Origin of the sequence: Bacillus cereus group sp. BceL291 (assembly GCF_051776705.1) — a bacterium.
In the GTDB taxonomy this organism is placed as follows: domain Bacteria; phylum Bacillota; class Bacilli; order Bacillales; family Bacillaceae_G; genus Bacillus_A; species Bacillus_A cereus.
Map to the genome: position 1 here is coordinate 1 of NZ_JBPWAP010000046.1, position 15,696 is coordinate 15,696.

Consider the following 15,696-nt stretch of genomic DNA (forward strand, 5'->3'; position numbering starts at 1 on the left):
ATAAAAGAATTAAGGCAAAATTAAAGGGTATGAGCCCAGTACAATACCGGGCTCATACCCTAGAGGCTGCCTAATGAAACGACCTGTCTAACTTTCGGGGGTCACTTCAAATGAATAGAGGACTTTTTCCAAGTATATTCTATTTTAAAGTTCTTACTTATCTTTTACTTTAAAAGATATTGCTGTAACTTCTTTATTAACAGTTCCATCCCGTTTGGACTTACAATAATCTTCCCATTCGCTAACGAAATATTGCTGTCTGAAATATCTCCTGTAAGTGCACAAGCTCTGGGAGATTGATATTTTCGTAAAATAATCTGATCCTCTTCTATAAACATTTCAAGAGAATCTTTTTCTACAATTCCTAAACTCCGTCTTATTTCCATTGGAATAACAATACGCCCCATACTATCTGCTTTACGAGTAATTCCTCTTGATTTCATAAAATGCCACCCTTTATATTTATCTAATATTACGGTATTCATTTTAGCAATAAACAACAATTAGGAATAGTTCGTATTACAGTACTTTTTTTAGAAATAAATAACAATTAGGAATAGTTTATGTTAAAATTCTTTCTTGTTTATTCTTGATTTTTAATATATTTTTCCTTGATCATTTTTATATATTGTTTTCTTTCAGTTAGTTCAAATATAAATAATGCTTTTTTTATGTCTGTTAAACCAACTTCATTAGAGTGCTGAACTTTCAATAAAATTGCACCTTTTTCAAAAAACAATTCACCTAATAAGTATAAAGTATTCATATTTATGGCTAATTTTATACCTATTTCACTATACTTTATTGCTTCTTCATATTGATTTGCAAGGTGTAAACATTTTGTTAACGTATGAATGAGTCTTAATTTGATTTCTTTTTCTCTAGGAAATTCTATCTTATTAAAATTAATTAAACTTTGTTTTAATATATTTATACTTTTCTCATACTCTTCATTTTCTGCATGTATTATAGCAATTGAATTCATTATGCTTATTTCTTTTTCTGATAAAAAGTTAGTACTACTTAAGGTTTGTTTTAGTGCTCTATTTAAAATGTCAAAAGCATTACTTGTTGCTCCATTTACATAATATATAGCAATCGCTTCATGCCATAATAAAAATTGTTTATCCTCTTTCAATTGGAAATTATTATCATTTTTCTCTTTTTTTACTATTTCATAAAGCTCATTATATTGTTTTTGTTTTACACAATCTCTCATTACACATTTTACATTTTCAATATATTTTATTTTTTTATTTTTGGTTAGTGCGAATATATAATTTGGATCAATACCAAGTCTTTCAGATAATTGATACAACAATATGCTAGATGGATAAATAATACCTTTTTCTATCTTACTAATTTGACTTTGTGAACATATTCCATGACATAATTCAGATTGTGACATGTTTTTTTCTTTCTAAGTTCTTTAATAATAATACCAAGATTGTAGAATTCCATCTTTCCTCCCTCAAATGTAACACTTTATGAGTATAAGAATATTTTCCAACTTTTAATGTAATGTAAAATTGATATAGTTACAATTACTAATTATATGGATTTATAGTTTCTTTTACAAACTTGTATCACAATACGAGAAATTATTAAAATATGGTTCACTAATAATCAATGTGCGTTTTATTCACCCCCACTGATTATTAGTCCACCCCAGGCAGGCTTTTACAGGGAGTCCGACTTCTTTGCCACATCTAAATTTTGAGGTCGGAGTCTTACTACCCGCAAATAGCCGGATTAAAATAAATATGATTTTTCACCTTTATTTCTTTTAATAGTTTCTTTTGATTTTTATATAAATAATTTCGAAGGAGCGTATTTTATGAAAAGAATGTTGACCGAAAGAGAGTTAGAAGTGGCTATTTATGTAGCAAAAGGATACACAGATGCAGAAATTTCAAAAAAAATATATGTTACCCCTCGAAGAATTTCAACGATAATTAATCATATTAAAGAAAAATGGCATATTAATTCTAGAGTGGAATTAGGTATTTTAGTTTATCATTATGGTTTTATAGATGCACCCTTATTTTCAAATAAAAAAATTCAGCTATGTAAAAAGGTTGTACAATAGATAGCTGAATATAACGAGTTTAAATTGCAAATAAAAATAGAAGAGCAGACAAACTTTTATTATTTGGTTTACTCCATCACTTTTTAAATTTCAGACATTAATATAAAAAGGTTAGAGAATTAACTTCTCTAACCTTTTTATATACACTATTAGGTTTCAAACAGTAAAGATGCCCTAATGCTACCATTGATCCTGTTCCCTATTCAACCTTGTATAAACAAAAAAAATCAGATATTACCACTATTCAAAACCAGTTACAATTCTCTCTTTCATTTTCTGTATTACTTCACTGCTCGATACTTTTTGACCAGCAGGAAGTTTTAATATGGCAGCGGCACCTTTACTAAGGTATATTTCTTGATCATTATTTTGATTTACTACCAATATTCCTTGCCCTTCAAATTCGAAATAACTAATATCTTTTGTTTCATTTGTATTATTTTTTATTGCTTTATATAATCCATATAAATCTTTACTTCTATTTTCTCCGCCCGTTCGAATCGGTTCAGTATCATTCGCAACAATTAGTCCTTCTGGCTGCTCACCCTTCATAATAAACCACAGCTTTTCATTTGTTGGTAATAGTAAATTCTTAAATTCAGAGCTATTTAAAATTTGCTGTGCTGGAATTGTTTCATAGATTGGTAACGAAAATGGAGATGTTGTTATTTTTTCAAAACTTAAATTTTCAGAAGAACTTCCCTTACTATATTGATAATCTTTTAATGCGATCGATTGTACTGATTCACTTTTATTTTTTGATGCATAACTAATTTTACTAGCGAAAATAATAACGGTCATTAAGCACATGCACAGTATCACAAGCTTAAGTAGTTTTCCCATTTATGAACCCCCGCTTTTAATATTATTAGTTTGCATGGATATTATAAACAGTTTCACTCCACCAAAAATTATTATTGTTATGGAACGTACTGAAATTATGATTATAATGATCACCATACCAAGGGTCCATGTATGTTATATAATCTGTTCCATTTGTCCCTTTATAAAATCCATCAAGTACTAGAAAGTGTCCGATGTTAGCTCCATTTTGCCACATAATGAGTGCAATCATCGGCTGATTACTATTAATTTGACTTTTGAACCAATCATAAGATTTTGCTCCAGAACTTATAGCTGAGCTAACACCATATCCCGATAATCCATATTGTATTTCACGTGAAGTTGCAGGATTATTATATGATCCACCCTTAACATACCTAACGTACTGATCTTGTGAAGGAGTTTTCCCAAAATAATTTAAAACTGAAACCGAAGTGCCTGCCCAACACCAATTTGATCTTTCTTGTAATATGTTAGGTACAGATAATTTACGGTCTGTTGGTGTACTTGGGGGATTTCCATTAATATACGCTGACGTTACATATACTTTTTTTCCATCTTTAAAATAATAAAACCAACGATTATCTAAATTTCCTGTCCAGTAATCTTTAACCGCTTCACCATACTCCCATCCTTTAAAAGATACTTTTGTATTTCCGGGAATCACATCTACAATATTTGCATTTAAACTTTTTGCCTCTCTAACATTTACATTCAATGGAGCTGTTGTTCCTGAAAATTCAACTTCTTCTGCTATTATTTTCTGAACACCAATAAAACTAAATGTGAAAAACAATAAAAACATACAAACAATAAAATGATTTCTTCCCTTCATTTCTCCACCCCTTCATCAGTACTAAAAAACATCAACAATTCATCCTTATTAATTGTTCAAGCTTAATATTACATACTAACGAAAAATGACTTCTCATAAAGTGAAACTTTAATCAGTAGTGGTTTTATTCATCCCCCACTGATTATTAGTTGAACCAATCGGGCTGCCCGGCAAATAGTGGGATAAATTCCAATACAAAAAAGGAGCCTATAAATTTTTATAGACTCCTTTTTATTTCGTCGTTATTGCTTAGCTAATTCTTTCGTACCCTTCATTACATCAATGAAGAATCCCCAGTTATTCACTACAGAAGAGATACTGATATGTTCATCTGGAGTGTGGACGTTGAAAATGTCTGGTCCGAATGAAATTGCATCTAATTCAGGCATCTTTTGAACGAATGCGCTACACTCAATCCCCGCATGTACAGCGAAGATTTCAATTTCTTTATTGTATTTTTCTTGATGTACTTTTTCAAATAAATTACGAATTTGTGAGTTTGGATTGTATGGCCATTCTGGATACTCTGACTCTATTTCAAATGTAGCACCAACTAATTCAGCAATATATTTGATTTCTTCTGCAACATGTTGTTTTAAACTACTTACAGAACTTCGCACTTCGTTACGTAATTTAATTTCATCTTGCAACGTTTCAATAACGCCTAAATTTGTTGAACTTTCTACAAGACCTTTAATATCCATGCTCATACTTTGAATGCCATTTGGAATTAAGAATAATGATGAAATAAGCTGCTTTTGTGTCTCTTTAGCAAATACTTTTTCAACTTTTTCATCCAATTTTGTCAGTGTAACATGAACATCTGGATCAACAGCACGCATTTCTTCTTGTAATACACGTGTCCATGATTCTAGTTTTTCTTCTACTTGTCCTACATCTTCTGTACGAATTAAAATTGTAGCTACACTTTCACGCGGAATTGCATTCGTTTTTAATCCGCCGTGAACTTCACTTATGTAAAACTCCGTATGTACTGATAAATCACGTAATACTCGTCCTAATACTTTGTTCGCATTACCGCGTTGTTTATCAATTTCCATACCAGAATGGCCGCCTTTTAGACCACCAACATATATACGGTATGCATCCATATTCGCTGGCGTTTCATCCCAAATTACTTGAATTGTTTCAACAGCTTTCGCACCACCTGCACTACTTACAAGTAATTTATGATCTTCTTCAGAATCAATATTTATAAATATCTTTCCTTCAAAATGATTTGGATCAATAGCAAAAGCTCCGCCCATTGTCGTTTCTTCTTCAGTAGTGATAACGACTTCAAGTGCTGGATGCGGAATTTCTTTTGAATCTAATAAAGCTAATGCATACGCAACTGCAATACCATTATCAGCACCTAAAGTTGTTTGATTTGCATATAACATGTCCCCAATGATTCGTAATTCAATTGGATCTTTTTCAAAATCATGTACTGTTGCTTGATTTTTTTCGCAAACCATATCCATATGACCTTGAATAATAATAGCTGGTACATTTTCATAACCAGCTGTTGCTTCTTTTTTAATAATGACATTTAATGCTTCATCTTGAATGACTTCTAAGTTACGCTCTTTTGCAAAGCCCACTAAATAATCACTAATTTCCTTTTCATTACCTGATCCTCTAGGAATCTTTGAAATTTCTGCAAAATGAAAAAATACAGGGTGCTTTGTTAATTGTTCTAAAGTAGAATACATTTTTCAAGCTCCTCTCAAAATGAAAAAATAATATGTAAGTCTCATATCATTATACCATGATTCATTATTTTATCTTTCTTTTAACTTTTATTGTTCATTTTATGTACAACACTCTTACAACATTGTAAGCGCGTTGTAATCTACATCGATTTTTCTCATTTAATAATAGTCGTATACTTTTTAAAGAAACACATTAAAGGAGATAAAGAAAATGAAAAAGTTTTTAGCAATTATTACACTATGTTTATTATTTTTTAGTTTTACTATTGGCTGTGAGAGAGCGTCACTAAATAGAATTGGTAAAGATGTATATTACATGCAGATAAAAGGCGAAGGAACTATCGAAAAAGTAGATCATAGAAACTTACGAAACTATACGCTGTCCGCATATGATGAAGATGGCGTCAAAAAACAAATTACATTTAGAAGTACAAAAAAAGAAAACAATCATAAATTAAATGAAGACGCGTTTTTACGCCTTTATGTAGATCAAGATGATAATAGCAACAATGAAATATCATCAATTGAAGTAAAGTCCTATGAAGAGATTCAGAAAACAGATTTACCTAAAAAAGTAAAAGATAAGTTTACTATTAAATAAAAAACAAAAGAAAATGCTCTATGCATTTTCTTTTGTTCTTTTCACCTGTATATATTTTGAACTACTATTATTCATCAGTTTCTCTAACCGATTTATATTCTCCGTTAATGCACCTTTCACAAGAGAGAAATCTGTATTGGATTCTTCTTTTTTTTCTTTAAAAAACGAAGACTTTTGTACATTGACTTCAGCCATCTCTTCTCCCCCTTTTCAAAAAGATACAACCTTTTATTTATATTATATAGCAAATGTAGAAAGAGTGTACACTTATGATTTTCTTTTTAATTCTTCTTCTAATTCTTCTACTTGCTGCAACGTATCCCCTTTTATTAAAGAGAAATCTGTTGTATCTTCGTTATCTTCTTTAAAAAAATCATTGTCATAATCTTTTACCACTACAATCACCTCTACATGCTAGTGTAGGAATGATTGTCCAATTTTATTCAACTTTGTCGGATTTTGTTTTTAATTTATGTATAGAAGAAAAGGACAGAAAAAGATTCTGTCCTTATTTACTAAAATAACTATGATGTATTGTTAAATTATATACATTTTCAAAATCCCGATCTTGCAGGTTATTTTTCTTTCCATCAATAACAATGAAAACGTCACTTACTATTTTTGCTGGTATAATCCCGACATTTTCTACTTGCACCGCTTTCTGCTCATTCAATTGCTCGATATGTTCTAACGGGACGATAATACTAAATTGTGAGCGAATACCACGAAAGTTTGTATTTAATTCCTTCGCAGCTTCAAAAACAACAATTTTCGCGCCAATCTTTTCCCCATATGAATCTAAAAATGCATTTAAGCTCTTTGTATATTCCTCTTCCGTATGCCATTCCATCGTACCGAATACTGCTGGATTAACATTTTGAATAATTGTCGTGTATATTTCTCCTCTTGCTTTAGATGCAATTAATGATCGTTTTATGGATTGAACTGTCTTGCCAATATCGCTAAATTTCGCACCCCATATTTCTGAAATATTAGGCGTTAAAATGAACGCAATATCAACAAAAATAACCATTGCAGTAAACATTAAAAGATTTTTCCAGAGGGTTAAATCGATTCCTTTTATCATGAAATACACGGTGACAGATATGATAAACAAACCATACCAAGTCTTTCTAATACGTTGCTTCTTCTCCTCGTACAACTCTTCATTTTTCCAATAAAAGAAAACAAGGACTACAAAGACAATCGCTAAAACAAATAAGCCAATTCGAATGTTAGAGATCATTAATCACATCACCCTCCATTCAAAAACTACTCACGATATCATTACATGCGCAAGCTGCTCTCTTTATGACAAAAGACGTGGACAAGCTTCTAAAATTAGCTACATCGCATATATATTAGAAGGTACCACGTCTTTTATCCTGCTATTTGTGGGCAGTAAGACCCCACTGATTAAAATTTCACTTTACCATGAGTCTATATTGTATATGTAGACAAGCATTCATTTCAAATTTTCGTATTAAAAAGAAATATGTTTCGGAATTTCCCCTTCAGGTACTTCTCCATCCATACTTAAATAATAATGACGAATCGGACGTAAGTTTTCGTCTAATTCATAAACAAGCGGAATGCTAGTTGGAATATTTAATGAAACTACACCATCACTTGAAAGGTTGTCTAAATATTTTACTAGCGAGCGAATTGTGTTACCGTGTGATGAAATAATTACTTTATTACCACTTTTTAATGTCGGCGCAATTTCTGAATGCCAATAAGCAAGTACTCTCTTCTCCGTATCCTCTAAACATTCAGTTAATGGAAATTCACCTTTTTTGAGTGTTTTATATCTTGGATCGGTCGCTTCATATCGAGGATCGTCTTCAGTAAGAGCCGGTGGTCTTACATCAACACTTCTTCTCCAAATATGAACTTGCTCCTCACCATACTTTTGAGCAGTTTCATCTTTATTCAGCCCTTGCAATGCACCATAATGTCTTTCATTTAGCTTCCAAGATTTATGTATTGGAACCCAAGTAAGATCCATCTCATGAAGTACAATCCATAACGTCCGAATTGCGCGTTTTAATACAGATGTATAAGCCACATCAAAAGTATATCCGTTTTTCTTTAATATTGCTCCTGCTTCTCTCGCTTCACTTAATCCATTCTCTGATAGATCAACATCTGTCCATCCAGTAAAGCGATTTTCAAGATTCCATAAGCTTTGTCCGTGACGAATAAGTACAAGTTTTATCATTATAATTCCCCTTTCGGAAATGTGAATTTTATTGTTCCATTGCGTACACGTATAAAGTATCTAGTAATGTATCTTTTTATCCATTCACTCTATGACCAATCGATAGTTGCCAAATGTATGGATAAAATTTGTTCTTTTTCAAACGATAAAAACAGAAGTTTTTTCATTATTTTTGATCGACTGGTATTTCACGTTTCGATATCCAAGCATCAAAACCTGATCGGCTATTTGCCATTTCATTCATAACTTGGTGCCAATTGTCCTCACATGATTCACCAAATTTTGAAAAAATAGCACCCATTTGTTGTCTTTGTACATCACTCAGTTTTTTCTCTAAATCTGTACCTTTTTCTGTTAAAGACAACTGTTTCACACGTCGATCATGCATAGCTTCATTACTCTCAATTAAGCCCTTTTCCACAAGTTGACGTAGCGGTCCGTGGAGCGCTTGCTTACTTATTTCTAATAGTGATAATAACTCATTTACACTTATCCCTGGAAAACGTGCGATAAAAAATAAAATTCGATGATGTACTCGTTGAATGCCATATTCTTTTATAATTTCATCTGGCTTTTCAGTAAATGTTTTATATGCAAAATAAAATAATGCTAATGCCTCATTCATCTGTTCTTCTTTATGTTGTGTCATCTACTTTCCCCCTGTATGTAAATTATACCACAATCTAGTAATGAATATTTTAATCAACGCATTAGAACTTGTTCAGTCTATTGAAACATTCATTGCATAATTAGGAGATGATTCATTTGAAAAAACAATATACTGTAAGTACATATTTATTGGATAGACTACACGAATTAGGAATTGAACATATATTTGGGGTTCCTGGTGATTATAATCTTGCCTTTTTAGATGATGTGGTAGCACATAAAAATTTAAAGTGGATTGGCAATTGTAATGAATTAAATGCTGCATATGCAGCAGATGGGTACGCTCGCATAAAAGGAATCGCCGCTCTTATTACTACTTTCGGTGTTGGAGAATTAAGCGCTATTAACGGTATTGCTGGCTCATATGCGGAAAACGTGCCAGTTATAAAAATTACAGGTACGCCACCAACAAAAGTAATGGAAAATGGAGCAATCGTCCATCATACGTTAGGAGATGGAAAGTTCGATCACTTTTCCAATATGTATCGAGAAATCACTATAGCACAAACAAATGTAACACCTGAGCATGCTGCTGAGGAAATTGACCGTGTTTTACGTGCATGTTGGAATGAAAAACGCCCTGTTCATATTAATTTGCCGATTGATGTGTATAATAAACCAATTAATAAACCTACAGAACCAATTTTATATAAACCGATTTTAAGTAATAAAGAAACGCTGGATAAAATGCTTCTACATGCCACTTCAATAATAAATAACGCCAAAAAACCTGTAATTTTAGCTGATTTTGAAGTAGATCGATTTCATGCTAAAGAAAGTTTACATCAATTCGTAGAAAAAACTGGGTTTCCCATCGCGACGTTCAGTATGGGAAAAGGAATATTCCCAGAAAAACACCCTCAATTTATAGGTGTTTATACTGGTGATGTAAGTTCTCCGTACTTGCGAAAAAGAATTGATGAATCTGATTGTATTATTAGTATTGGTGTGAAGTTAACTGATACTATTACAGGCGGCTTCACACAAGGTTTTACAAAAGAACAAGTTATAGAAATCCATCCCTACACTGTGAAAATTATAGATAAAAAATACGGTCCAGTTGTAATGCAGGATGTTTTACAACATTTAAGTGATTCAATTGAGCATCGTAATAAAGATACCCTTGACGTTAAGCCATTTATTTTAGAATCATCACCTTTTACTGAAGAGTTCAATCCAAAAGCACAAATGGTCACACAAAAACGTTTTTGGCAGCAAATGTACCATTTCTTACAAGAAAACGACGTCTTAATTGTAGAGCAAGGAACACCTTTCTTTGGTAGTGCTGCTATCCCTCTACCTAATAACACTGCATATGTAGGACAACCGTTATGGGGATCTATCGGATATACACTGCCCGCTCTACTTGGTACACAGCTCGCCAATTTATCACGGCGCAACATTTTAATTATTGGTGATGGTTCTTTCCAAGTAACTGCCCAAGAGTTATCAACTATACTACGTCAAAATTTAAAACCGATTATATTTTTAATCAATAACAACGGATACACTGTTGAACGTGCCATTCACGGACAAAACCAACTTTATAATGACATACAGATGTGGGATTACAATAAACTATCAATGATATTTGGATCAGAAGAAAAAAGTCTAACATTTAAAGTAGAAAATGAAGCAGAATTAGCAGGAACCTTAGCAAATATAATTTTTAATAAGAATCAACTTATCTTTATTGAAGTTATAATGAGCCAAAGCGATCAACCTGAATTGTTAGCTAAACTCGGGAAAAGATTCGGTCAGCAAAATTCTTAATATAAAAGCATAACCTAATTATACAACTAGTAGTGTAAAACTTGTTTTGAGAATAGTTTCGACACTCAAAATACATAAGGAAAAGGATGGAAAGTACCATCCTTTTCTATTTTAAGAGCCTTCTTCGACTAACGCCCCGTGCGACAAGCAAAAATTCTTAATCCATCTTTAATTTTATAGCTTTTGTCGCAATAAATGTTTTAATATGCTTATCTAATATCCTTGTTCCACCAAAATCATCCTCATAAAAACCTGTTATAGCAAAACCAGCATCAATTTGGCCTTGGATTTGGTCTTCTAAAGTATGCGCATATTCTATTGTTTGATTTGAATCGATGTAATCTTGAACTTCATCCTCTGGTAAATAATCCAATGTTGATGAAGGAATTGAATGTTTAACATCCAGAATACCTTTTTGCTCTTGGTTATCATCAAAAATCCATAGTAACGGATTTGTAAATCCAGCAATAAGAACACCTTTATTCTTTAAAACCCTAGAAACTTCATTCCATACAAGATGAACATCTTTGACAAACAAATTAGACACAGGATTTACAACAATATCAAAATATTCTTCCTCAAAATCACTAAGGTCTGACATATCTCCTTGTACGGTTTTTAAAGTTAAACCATCCCGTTTTGCTACCTTTTCATCTTGTTCCAATTGCTTCTTAGATATATCAGTAACTGTTACATCTGCTCCAGCAGCAGATAGAACTGGTGCTTGTTGTCCGCCACCTGATGCTAAGCAAAGTATCTTTAATCCATCTAATGACTTTGGAAACCATTCTCTAGGAACTGATTTTTCCGTAGTGACTGTAATCTCCCATTCACCTGATTTGCTTTTCTCAATAATCTCGCTACTTACAGACTGCGTGTATCTAGAACCTTCTTCCACCTTCTTATCCCATGCATTACTGTTTTGTTGTGTAGTATCCATTACAATTATTCCTCCTAACAATCTAGTTGCATTTTAAGTGTAAAATTATTAACTATTTATGCTTTCCTTTTTCTATTAACCCGCCTGATAGTTCATACATAGTTGTCTATATTTATATTAACAGATAAACGCTAATAATCGCTAAAAATTCTAAAAAGACAAAAAATTATACATCTATTCCATTCATTTAAAATAATCGTAGAATTGGTAAGTTTTAAACAACTCACTTCCACATAAAAATAGCATTCCAAATCTGTTGACAGTTGGAACGCTTTTTTATGTTATTTCATTTTTCAAGCTTTTAACTAAATCCATTAAACAAATAAGCTACGCTTTTTCTTTTTTTATTCAGCAAGAGTTAACTGCCAAGATACACCATACTTATCATTTAACCAGCCAAACTTTTTACTAAACGGATAAGAACCTAAAGGCATAAGAATCGCTCCATCCTGCGCTAGTTTATGAAAGACCTTTTCAATTTCTTCTTCTGTCTCACAAGTTACATAAAGAGACATAGCTGGAGTGAATGTAAAATTATGATTTACATAACTATCAATACACATAAACTCTTGGCCATTTAGCGTAAAAGTTGCATGAATTACAGTTCCCTCTTTACCAGGTCCATTTTCATCGTAGCGAGAAATACTTACAATTTCTGATTGATCAAATAGTGACGTATAAAAATTCATTGCTTCCTCAGCTTTGCCCTCAAACATTAAAAACGTAGTAATTTTTTGATTTGCGTTACTCATATGGAGACAGCCCCTTGTTATGTATTTATGTAAAACATACGCCAACAAAACCAAACGTACGTTCCTTTTAATATATTGTCTATAAAAACGATGAGTTTGTCAATTATCTACTTTATTATTTCTTCTTAAATAATGCTGTCCAAAGAAATGATTCTCCAAACATTTCTTTCGGTTGTTTCATTTGTTTCATTCTTCTAATCTCAATTACCTCAAATTCTTTAAATATCTCTCTTAACTTTTCTTCCGAGTATGCAAGACCACCTTGTAGACTCCACCCTCTATATACGTCCCAATCTGTTATTTCCGATCCATTTCGCTCATCTAAATCACCTGCCGCAAAACATGTTAATCCGAAATAACCACCCGATTTTAATGAGTTTTTAATTAAATCCACATAATTTATTCTTCTATGCGGTGGAATGTGATGCAAACAGCCCGAATCGTATACAAAATCAAATTCGTTTTGAACCTCTAAATTAAAAATTGAATCACAAATAAAATGAATTGCTACCTCTTTTGCCAATGCCCTTTCTTTAGCCCAATTAATGCCTTCTACAGATAAATCCACTGCTGTTACATCAAATCCTTGAGTCGCTAAATAAATGGCATTTCTACCTGGACCACATCCAAGTTCTAATACTTTCCCTTTTGAAACTCTCTCTTTTTGTATATACGAAACTAGGTTCTCATCTGGAACATTTCCAAAAAATGGAACATCCTTTTCTCTATTCTCATAAAATTCATTCCAAAATGGTTCTGCAGGTCTTAATAATGAATCAAGCATTTTTAAAATGTCTTCTTGTGTGTGTAACGTTTCATTTTTCATTAATACCCCTCCACAAATTAATAGTCAGAAAATTATTATATATCTTTTTGAACTTTCAAACAAAGAAAAAACTCCTACATTCAATAGGAGTTTTTCCCTTTAAAATCCAAGTATAGCTAACCATTTTAACAACTTCTCTTCTCATACTTTCAAATGATCATGTTCCTATTTACCCATCCGTATTTCACTAACAATTTCTCCGTCTGCCAAAAAAAGAACTCTTTCTGTTTTCACCGCTACCTTTACAACATGAGTCACTTAAGAAGAATACTTTGCTGAAAAATAAAGCCGATTTCGTTAAGGCATATTTTTGCTAACGCCTCTTCTTTCATACATGATATTTCTTTACTATTCACTTTCACACTTCCTGATGACATTTGATCCATTCCACTAATATTATATAATAACGTCGATTTTCCTGAGCCAGAAGCTCTCATGAACGATACACACTCTCCTTCATTTATCTTTAAAGCGATATTTTTTAGTAATTCGAAATTTCTATTTCCATCTATTGAGTATTTTTTATTTAATTGCTTTACTTCTAAAATTTTTTTCAAATTACACACCTCCTACTCTACTTTTAGCTTTCTTGCTTCCCTTATAAAATCCATATCTATGATCAACTTCTGCAATCATAATTACAAGTACCATTATTATTCCAGCTTTTACAAAAACACCTCTCCAAACTTTATCGACTTGGTATTTCTCTACGGCCTTTGCACGACGCATGATAGCTTTTCTAATTTTTCCTTTCTTTAAATTAGCTATTCTCCTAACTTCACTTTCTATTCAAAGGATCTATTTTGTTAAAAAATTCATTTTAATTTATAACCGCTATCTTTTTCTTTTATTTTCCATTAAAATTGAGTAAAACTATTTTGATAACATAGGAGAAAGCTATGAAGCATAACATCAATCTATGATCCTTTATTTGTTCTTTAGTTTGCGTTGGGCTATTCCGTTTATATTTTGAAATTTCACTTGAACTATTCAAATTTTTCACGGATTTATTACACATTCACCCTTTGTTTATATTACTAGTTTTAGCAATAGGAACTTTTTTGCAGACATCATAGGATTTTCTAAGATAAATAATTGGATTGCGATGCTTAGAAGTGTAGCAACAGTCTTACTAACATTGGTATTATCAGTGTTTTTAACACTAACTTTGATTGTTGGCTATGCATTAAGTTAAACATCGTTCTTCGTGAATAAAACTCAATATTCCGTTAATAATATAGATAGGCAATAGCCAAAACTCATTTAATGAAATCCCTAACCTTTCTCCTTTCCCCTTGGAGAACCAAGCAGTTAGCTTTTGCTGGCTGCTCTTTTATTTTCTGCAATTGGTTACACTTACCTGATGTTTTTAACGTAAAATTAAGTTACGATATAAAAGAATAAAATATATTTGGCTGTTATACCATTACCCTAGGAAACTAGGGTTTTCATTTCCATAAAATTAAATTTTTGTTAAAAATAACGAACTTTCAAAGCTACTGAATTGTAAATATAAAAACACGACAGTAGACAAAAGACTTTGCAAAGAGTGCCTTTACAAGGCGCTCTTTTTTTACATATACTTATCAAATAGCGTTTTGGTTTAAAATAAATGCTCTAAATAAATTAGATACATTTACCAGTATGTTTACCACAACATTCATGTTAAAATCCCTTGTGAGTACGACATAACTCGACCTTATGAAGCCTTGCAGCCATTATCGCGGGGCTCTTTTTTTAATTTAATTAACGGTTTTGTTTAATTTTCTAACTTTTCCCCCACTTAACATACTAAAATTCATATATAATAAAAACATAGTTGCAGCATTTTATTATTAGGAGGTGTAATTATGTCATTTGCAGTATGGAGTGCAATTTTTATGACTTTGATCGGAGCAATGTCCGGAGCAATATTTGGTACAATCTCTTCTAGAAATAAGAACAAAAGTACGAACTAAAAAACCTAATATTAAAATTTAATATCTATTTCAGTGCCAGCTGATACACCCTTGACATTTCAGCTGGCATTTTCTATTTAAATAAGGTTTTTGTTAAAAACTTACATGGATATATTTTCTGATACTTAATTAATTATATTAGGAATGTTAGTAATACTAAAAATAATAATGATTTTGTTATACATCTGTTTCGGAATAAGTGCAGTTTTTAGATTAATAAAGGAATTTCAAAAGCTACAGAAAAAACAGTTCTTGATTTTAGTTGATTCTCTAATTTTGATAGAAGCAATATTTTTAATGGCTAGTTTCTTTATCTAAATTACATAAAAAAACTCCCAGTGAGTGAAGCAGCTAGCAAAAGCTAACTGCTTTTTAATTACAATTACTAGTTTGTTTAAATTCACCTTAATTCATATCAAGTTTTCTTAACATTCTCTTTAATAACCTTATAATATAATTAAACTATTTGTATGA

The 15,696-nt window shown here is 31.7% G+C and carries 17 protein-coding genes and 3 pseudogenes; 5 read left to right on the top strand and 15 right to left on the bottom strand.

From position 1 onward, the window contains the following. Nucleotides 1-74: integrase core domain-containing protein (locus ACS2CR_RS23650; RefSeq protein WP_228161212.1), on the top strand; the 74-nt coding region annotated here is incomplete at its 5' end. Between the two features lie 90 nt (nucleotides 75-164). Here ACS2CR_RS23650 and ACS2CR_RS23655 read toward each other — a convergent pair. Both ACS2CR_RS23655 and ACS2CR_RS23660 read right to left on the bottom strand, forming a co-directional pair. Next, nucleotides 165-443, bottom strand: coding sequence for an AbrB/MazE/SpoVT family DNA-binding domain-containing protein (locus ACS2CR_RS23655; RefSeq protein ID WP_000842216.1), 279 nt, complete (start codon nucleotides 441-443; stop codon nucleotides 165-167). 140 nt (nucleotides 444-583) lie between these two features. Continuing rightward, a pseudogene (locus tag ACS2CR_RS23660) lies at nucleotides 584-1,461 on the bottom strand (helix-turn-helix domain-containing protein). Between the two features lie 376 nt (nucleotides 1,462-1,837). Between ACS2CR_RS23660 and ACS2CR_RS23665 the strand changes: the two are divergent. Further along, a complete protein-coding gene (locus tag ACS2CR_RS23665; protein WP_000827560.1) occupies nucleotides 1,838-2,089 on the top strand; it encodes a response regulator transcription factor in 252 nt (83 codons plus the stop codon). 240 nt (nucleotides 2,090-2,329) lie between these two features. Here ACS2CR_RS23665 and ACS2CR_RS23670 read toward each other — a convergent pair whose 3' ends face one another. The 3 genes from ACS2CR_RS23670 to pepD form a co-directional block, all read right to left on the bottom strand. Further along, nucleotides 2,330-2,932 carry a hypothetical protein gene (locus ACS2CR_RS23670; RefSeq protein ID WP_053513524.1) on the bottom strand — a complete coding sequence of 201 codons (603 nt, stop codon included), beginning with the start codon at nucleotides 2,930-2,932 and terminating at the stop codon, nucleotides 2,330-2,332. 25 nt (nucleotides 2,933-2,957) lie between these two features. Beyond that, nucleotides 2,958-3,767, bottom strand: a complete 810-nt coding sequence (locus ACS2CR_RS23675; protein ID WP_000678509.1) for a papain-like cysteine protease family protein — start codon at nucleotides 3,765-3,767, stop codon at nucleotides 2,958-2,960. A gap of 242 nt (nucleotides 3,768-4,009) precedes the next feature. Next, on the bottom strand, nucleotides 4,010-5,482 hold the full coding sequence (gene pepD / locus ACS2CR_RS23680; RefSeq protein WP_053513522.1) for a beta-Ala-His dipeptidase: 1,473 nt from the start codon (nucleotides 5,480-5,482) through the stop codon (nucleotides 4,010-4,012). A 211-nt stretch (nucleotides 5,483-5,693) separates the two neighbouring features. Here pepD and ACS2CR_RS23685 point away from each other — a divergent pair, with 211 nt between their 5' ends. Then, the gene (locus ACS2CR_RS23685) at nucleotides 5,694-6,083 is read left to right on the top strand and encodes a YxeA family protein (protein WP_000713866.1); all 390 of its coding nucleotides are present in this window, start codon (nucleotides 5,694-5,696) and stop codon (nucleotides 6,081-6,083) included. 18 nt (nucleotides 6,084-6,101) lie between these two features. Here ACS2CR_RS23685 and spoIISB read toward each other — a convergent pair whose 3' ends face one another. From spoIISB to ACS2CR_RS23710, 5 genes are all read right to left on the bottom strand, one after another. After that, nucleotides 6,102-6,278: a stage II sporulation protein SB gene (gene spoIISB, locus ACS2CR_RS23690; protein WP_000852629.1), complete on the bottom strand. Its 177-nt coding sequence runs from the start codon at nucleotides 6,276-6,278 to the stop codon at nucleotides 6,102-6,104. 72 nt (nucleotides 6,279-6,350) lie between these two features. Further along, nucleotides 6,351-6,479: a hypothetical protein gene (locus ACS2CR_RS23695; protein WP_000237818.1), complete on the bottom strand. Its 129-nt coding sequence runs from the start codon at nucleotides 6,477-6,479 to the stop codon at nucleotides 6,351-6,353. A gap of 112 nt (nucleotides 6,480-6,591) precedes the next feature. After that, the gene (locus ACS2CR_RS23700) at nucleotides 6,592-7,329 is read right to left on the bottom strand and encodes a type II toxin-antitoxin system SpoIISA family toxin (protein ID WP_000624977.1); all 738 of its coding nucleotides are present in this window, start codon (nucleotides 7,327-7,329) and stop codon (nucleotides 6,592-6,594) included. 237 nt (nucleotides 7,330-7,566) lie between these two features. After that, nucleotides 7,567-8,304: a 2,3-diphosphoglycerate-dependent phosphoglycerate mutase gene (gpmA, locus tag ACS2CR_RS23705; RefSeq protein ID WP_000594152.1), complete on the bottom strand. Its 738-nt coding sequence runs from the start codon at nucleotides 8,302-8,304 to the stop codon at nucleotides 7,567-7,569. Between the two features lie 166 nt (nucleotides 8,305-8,470). Beyond that, entirely contained in the window at nucleotides 8,471-8,953 is a 483-nt protein-coding gene (locus ACS2CR_RS23710; protein ID WP_000191888.1) for a MarR family winged helix-turn-helix transcriptional regulator, read from the bottom strand. A 107-nt stretch (nucleotides 8,954-9,060) separates the two neighbouring features. On the opposite strand from ACS2CR_RS23710, the gene ACS2CR_RS23715 reads away from it, so the two are divergent. After that, on the top strand, nucleotides 9,061-10,746 hold the full coding sequence (locus ACS2CR_RS23715; protein ID WP_058839616.1) for an alpha-keto acid decarboxylase family protein: 1,686 nt from the start codon (nucleotides 9,061-9,063) through the stop codon (nucleotides 10,744-10,746). Nucleotides 10,747-10,903: 157 nt separating this feature from the next. Here ACS2CR_RS23715 and ACS2CR_RS23720 read toward each other — a convergent pair whose 3' ends face one another. The 5 genes and pseudogenes from ACS2CR_RS23720 to ACS2CR_RS23740 all read right to left on the bottom strand — a co-directional run bounded on the left by ACS2CR_RS23720 (nucleotide 10,904) and on the right by ACS2CR_RS23740 (nucleotide 14,053). After that, complete coding sequence (locus ACS2CR_RS23720) at nucleotides 10,904-11,686, bottom strand: class I SAM-dependent methyltransferase (protein WP_000381800.1); 783 nt, start codon at nucleotides 11,684-11,686, stop codon at nucleotides 10,904-10,906. A gap of 344 nt (nucleotides 11,687-12,030) precedes the next feature. Continuing rightward, nucleotides 12,031-12,438, bottom strand: coding sequence for a VOC family protein (locus ACS2CR_RS23725; protein ID WP_053513518.1), 408 nt, complete (start codon nucleotides 12,436-12,438; stop codon nucleotides 12,031-12,033). Nucleotides 12,439-12,553: 115 nt separating this feature from the next. Then, the gene (locus ACS2CR_RS23730) at nucleotides 12,554-13,264 is read right to left on the bottom strand and encodes a class I SAM-dependent methyltransferase (RefSeq protein ID WP_000787498.1); all 711 of its coding nucleotides are present in this window, start codon (nucleotides 13,262-13,264) and stop codon (nucleotides 12,554-12,556) included. A gap of 141 nt (nucleotides 13,265-13,405) precedes the next feature. After that, nucleotides 13,406-13,821: pseudogene (locus ACS2CR_RS23735) on the bottom strand (ATP-binding cassette domain-containing protein). Between the two features lies 1 nt (nucleotide 13,822). Then, complete coding sequence (locus ACS2CR_RS23740; RefSeq protein ID WP_309319071.1) at nucleotides 13,823-14,053, bottom strand: DUF3983 domain-containing protein; 231 nt, start codon at nucleotides 14,051-14,053, stop codon at nucleotides 13,823-13,825. Nucleotides 14,054-14,193: 140 nt separating this feature from the next. Here ACS2CR_RS23740 and ACS2CR_RS23745 point away from each other — a divergent pair. Further along, a pseudogene (locus ACS2CR_RS23745) lies at nucleotides 14,194-14,459 on the top strand (hypothetical protein). Nucleotides 14,460-15,696 lie beyond the last annotated feature (1,237 nt).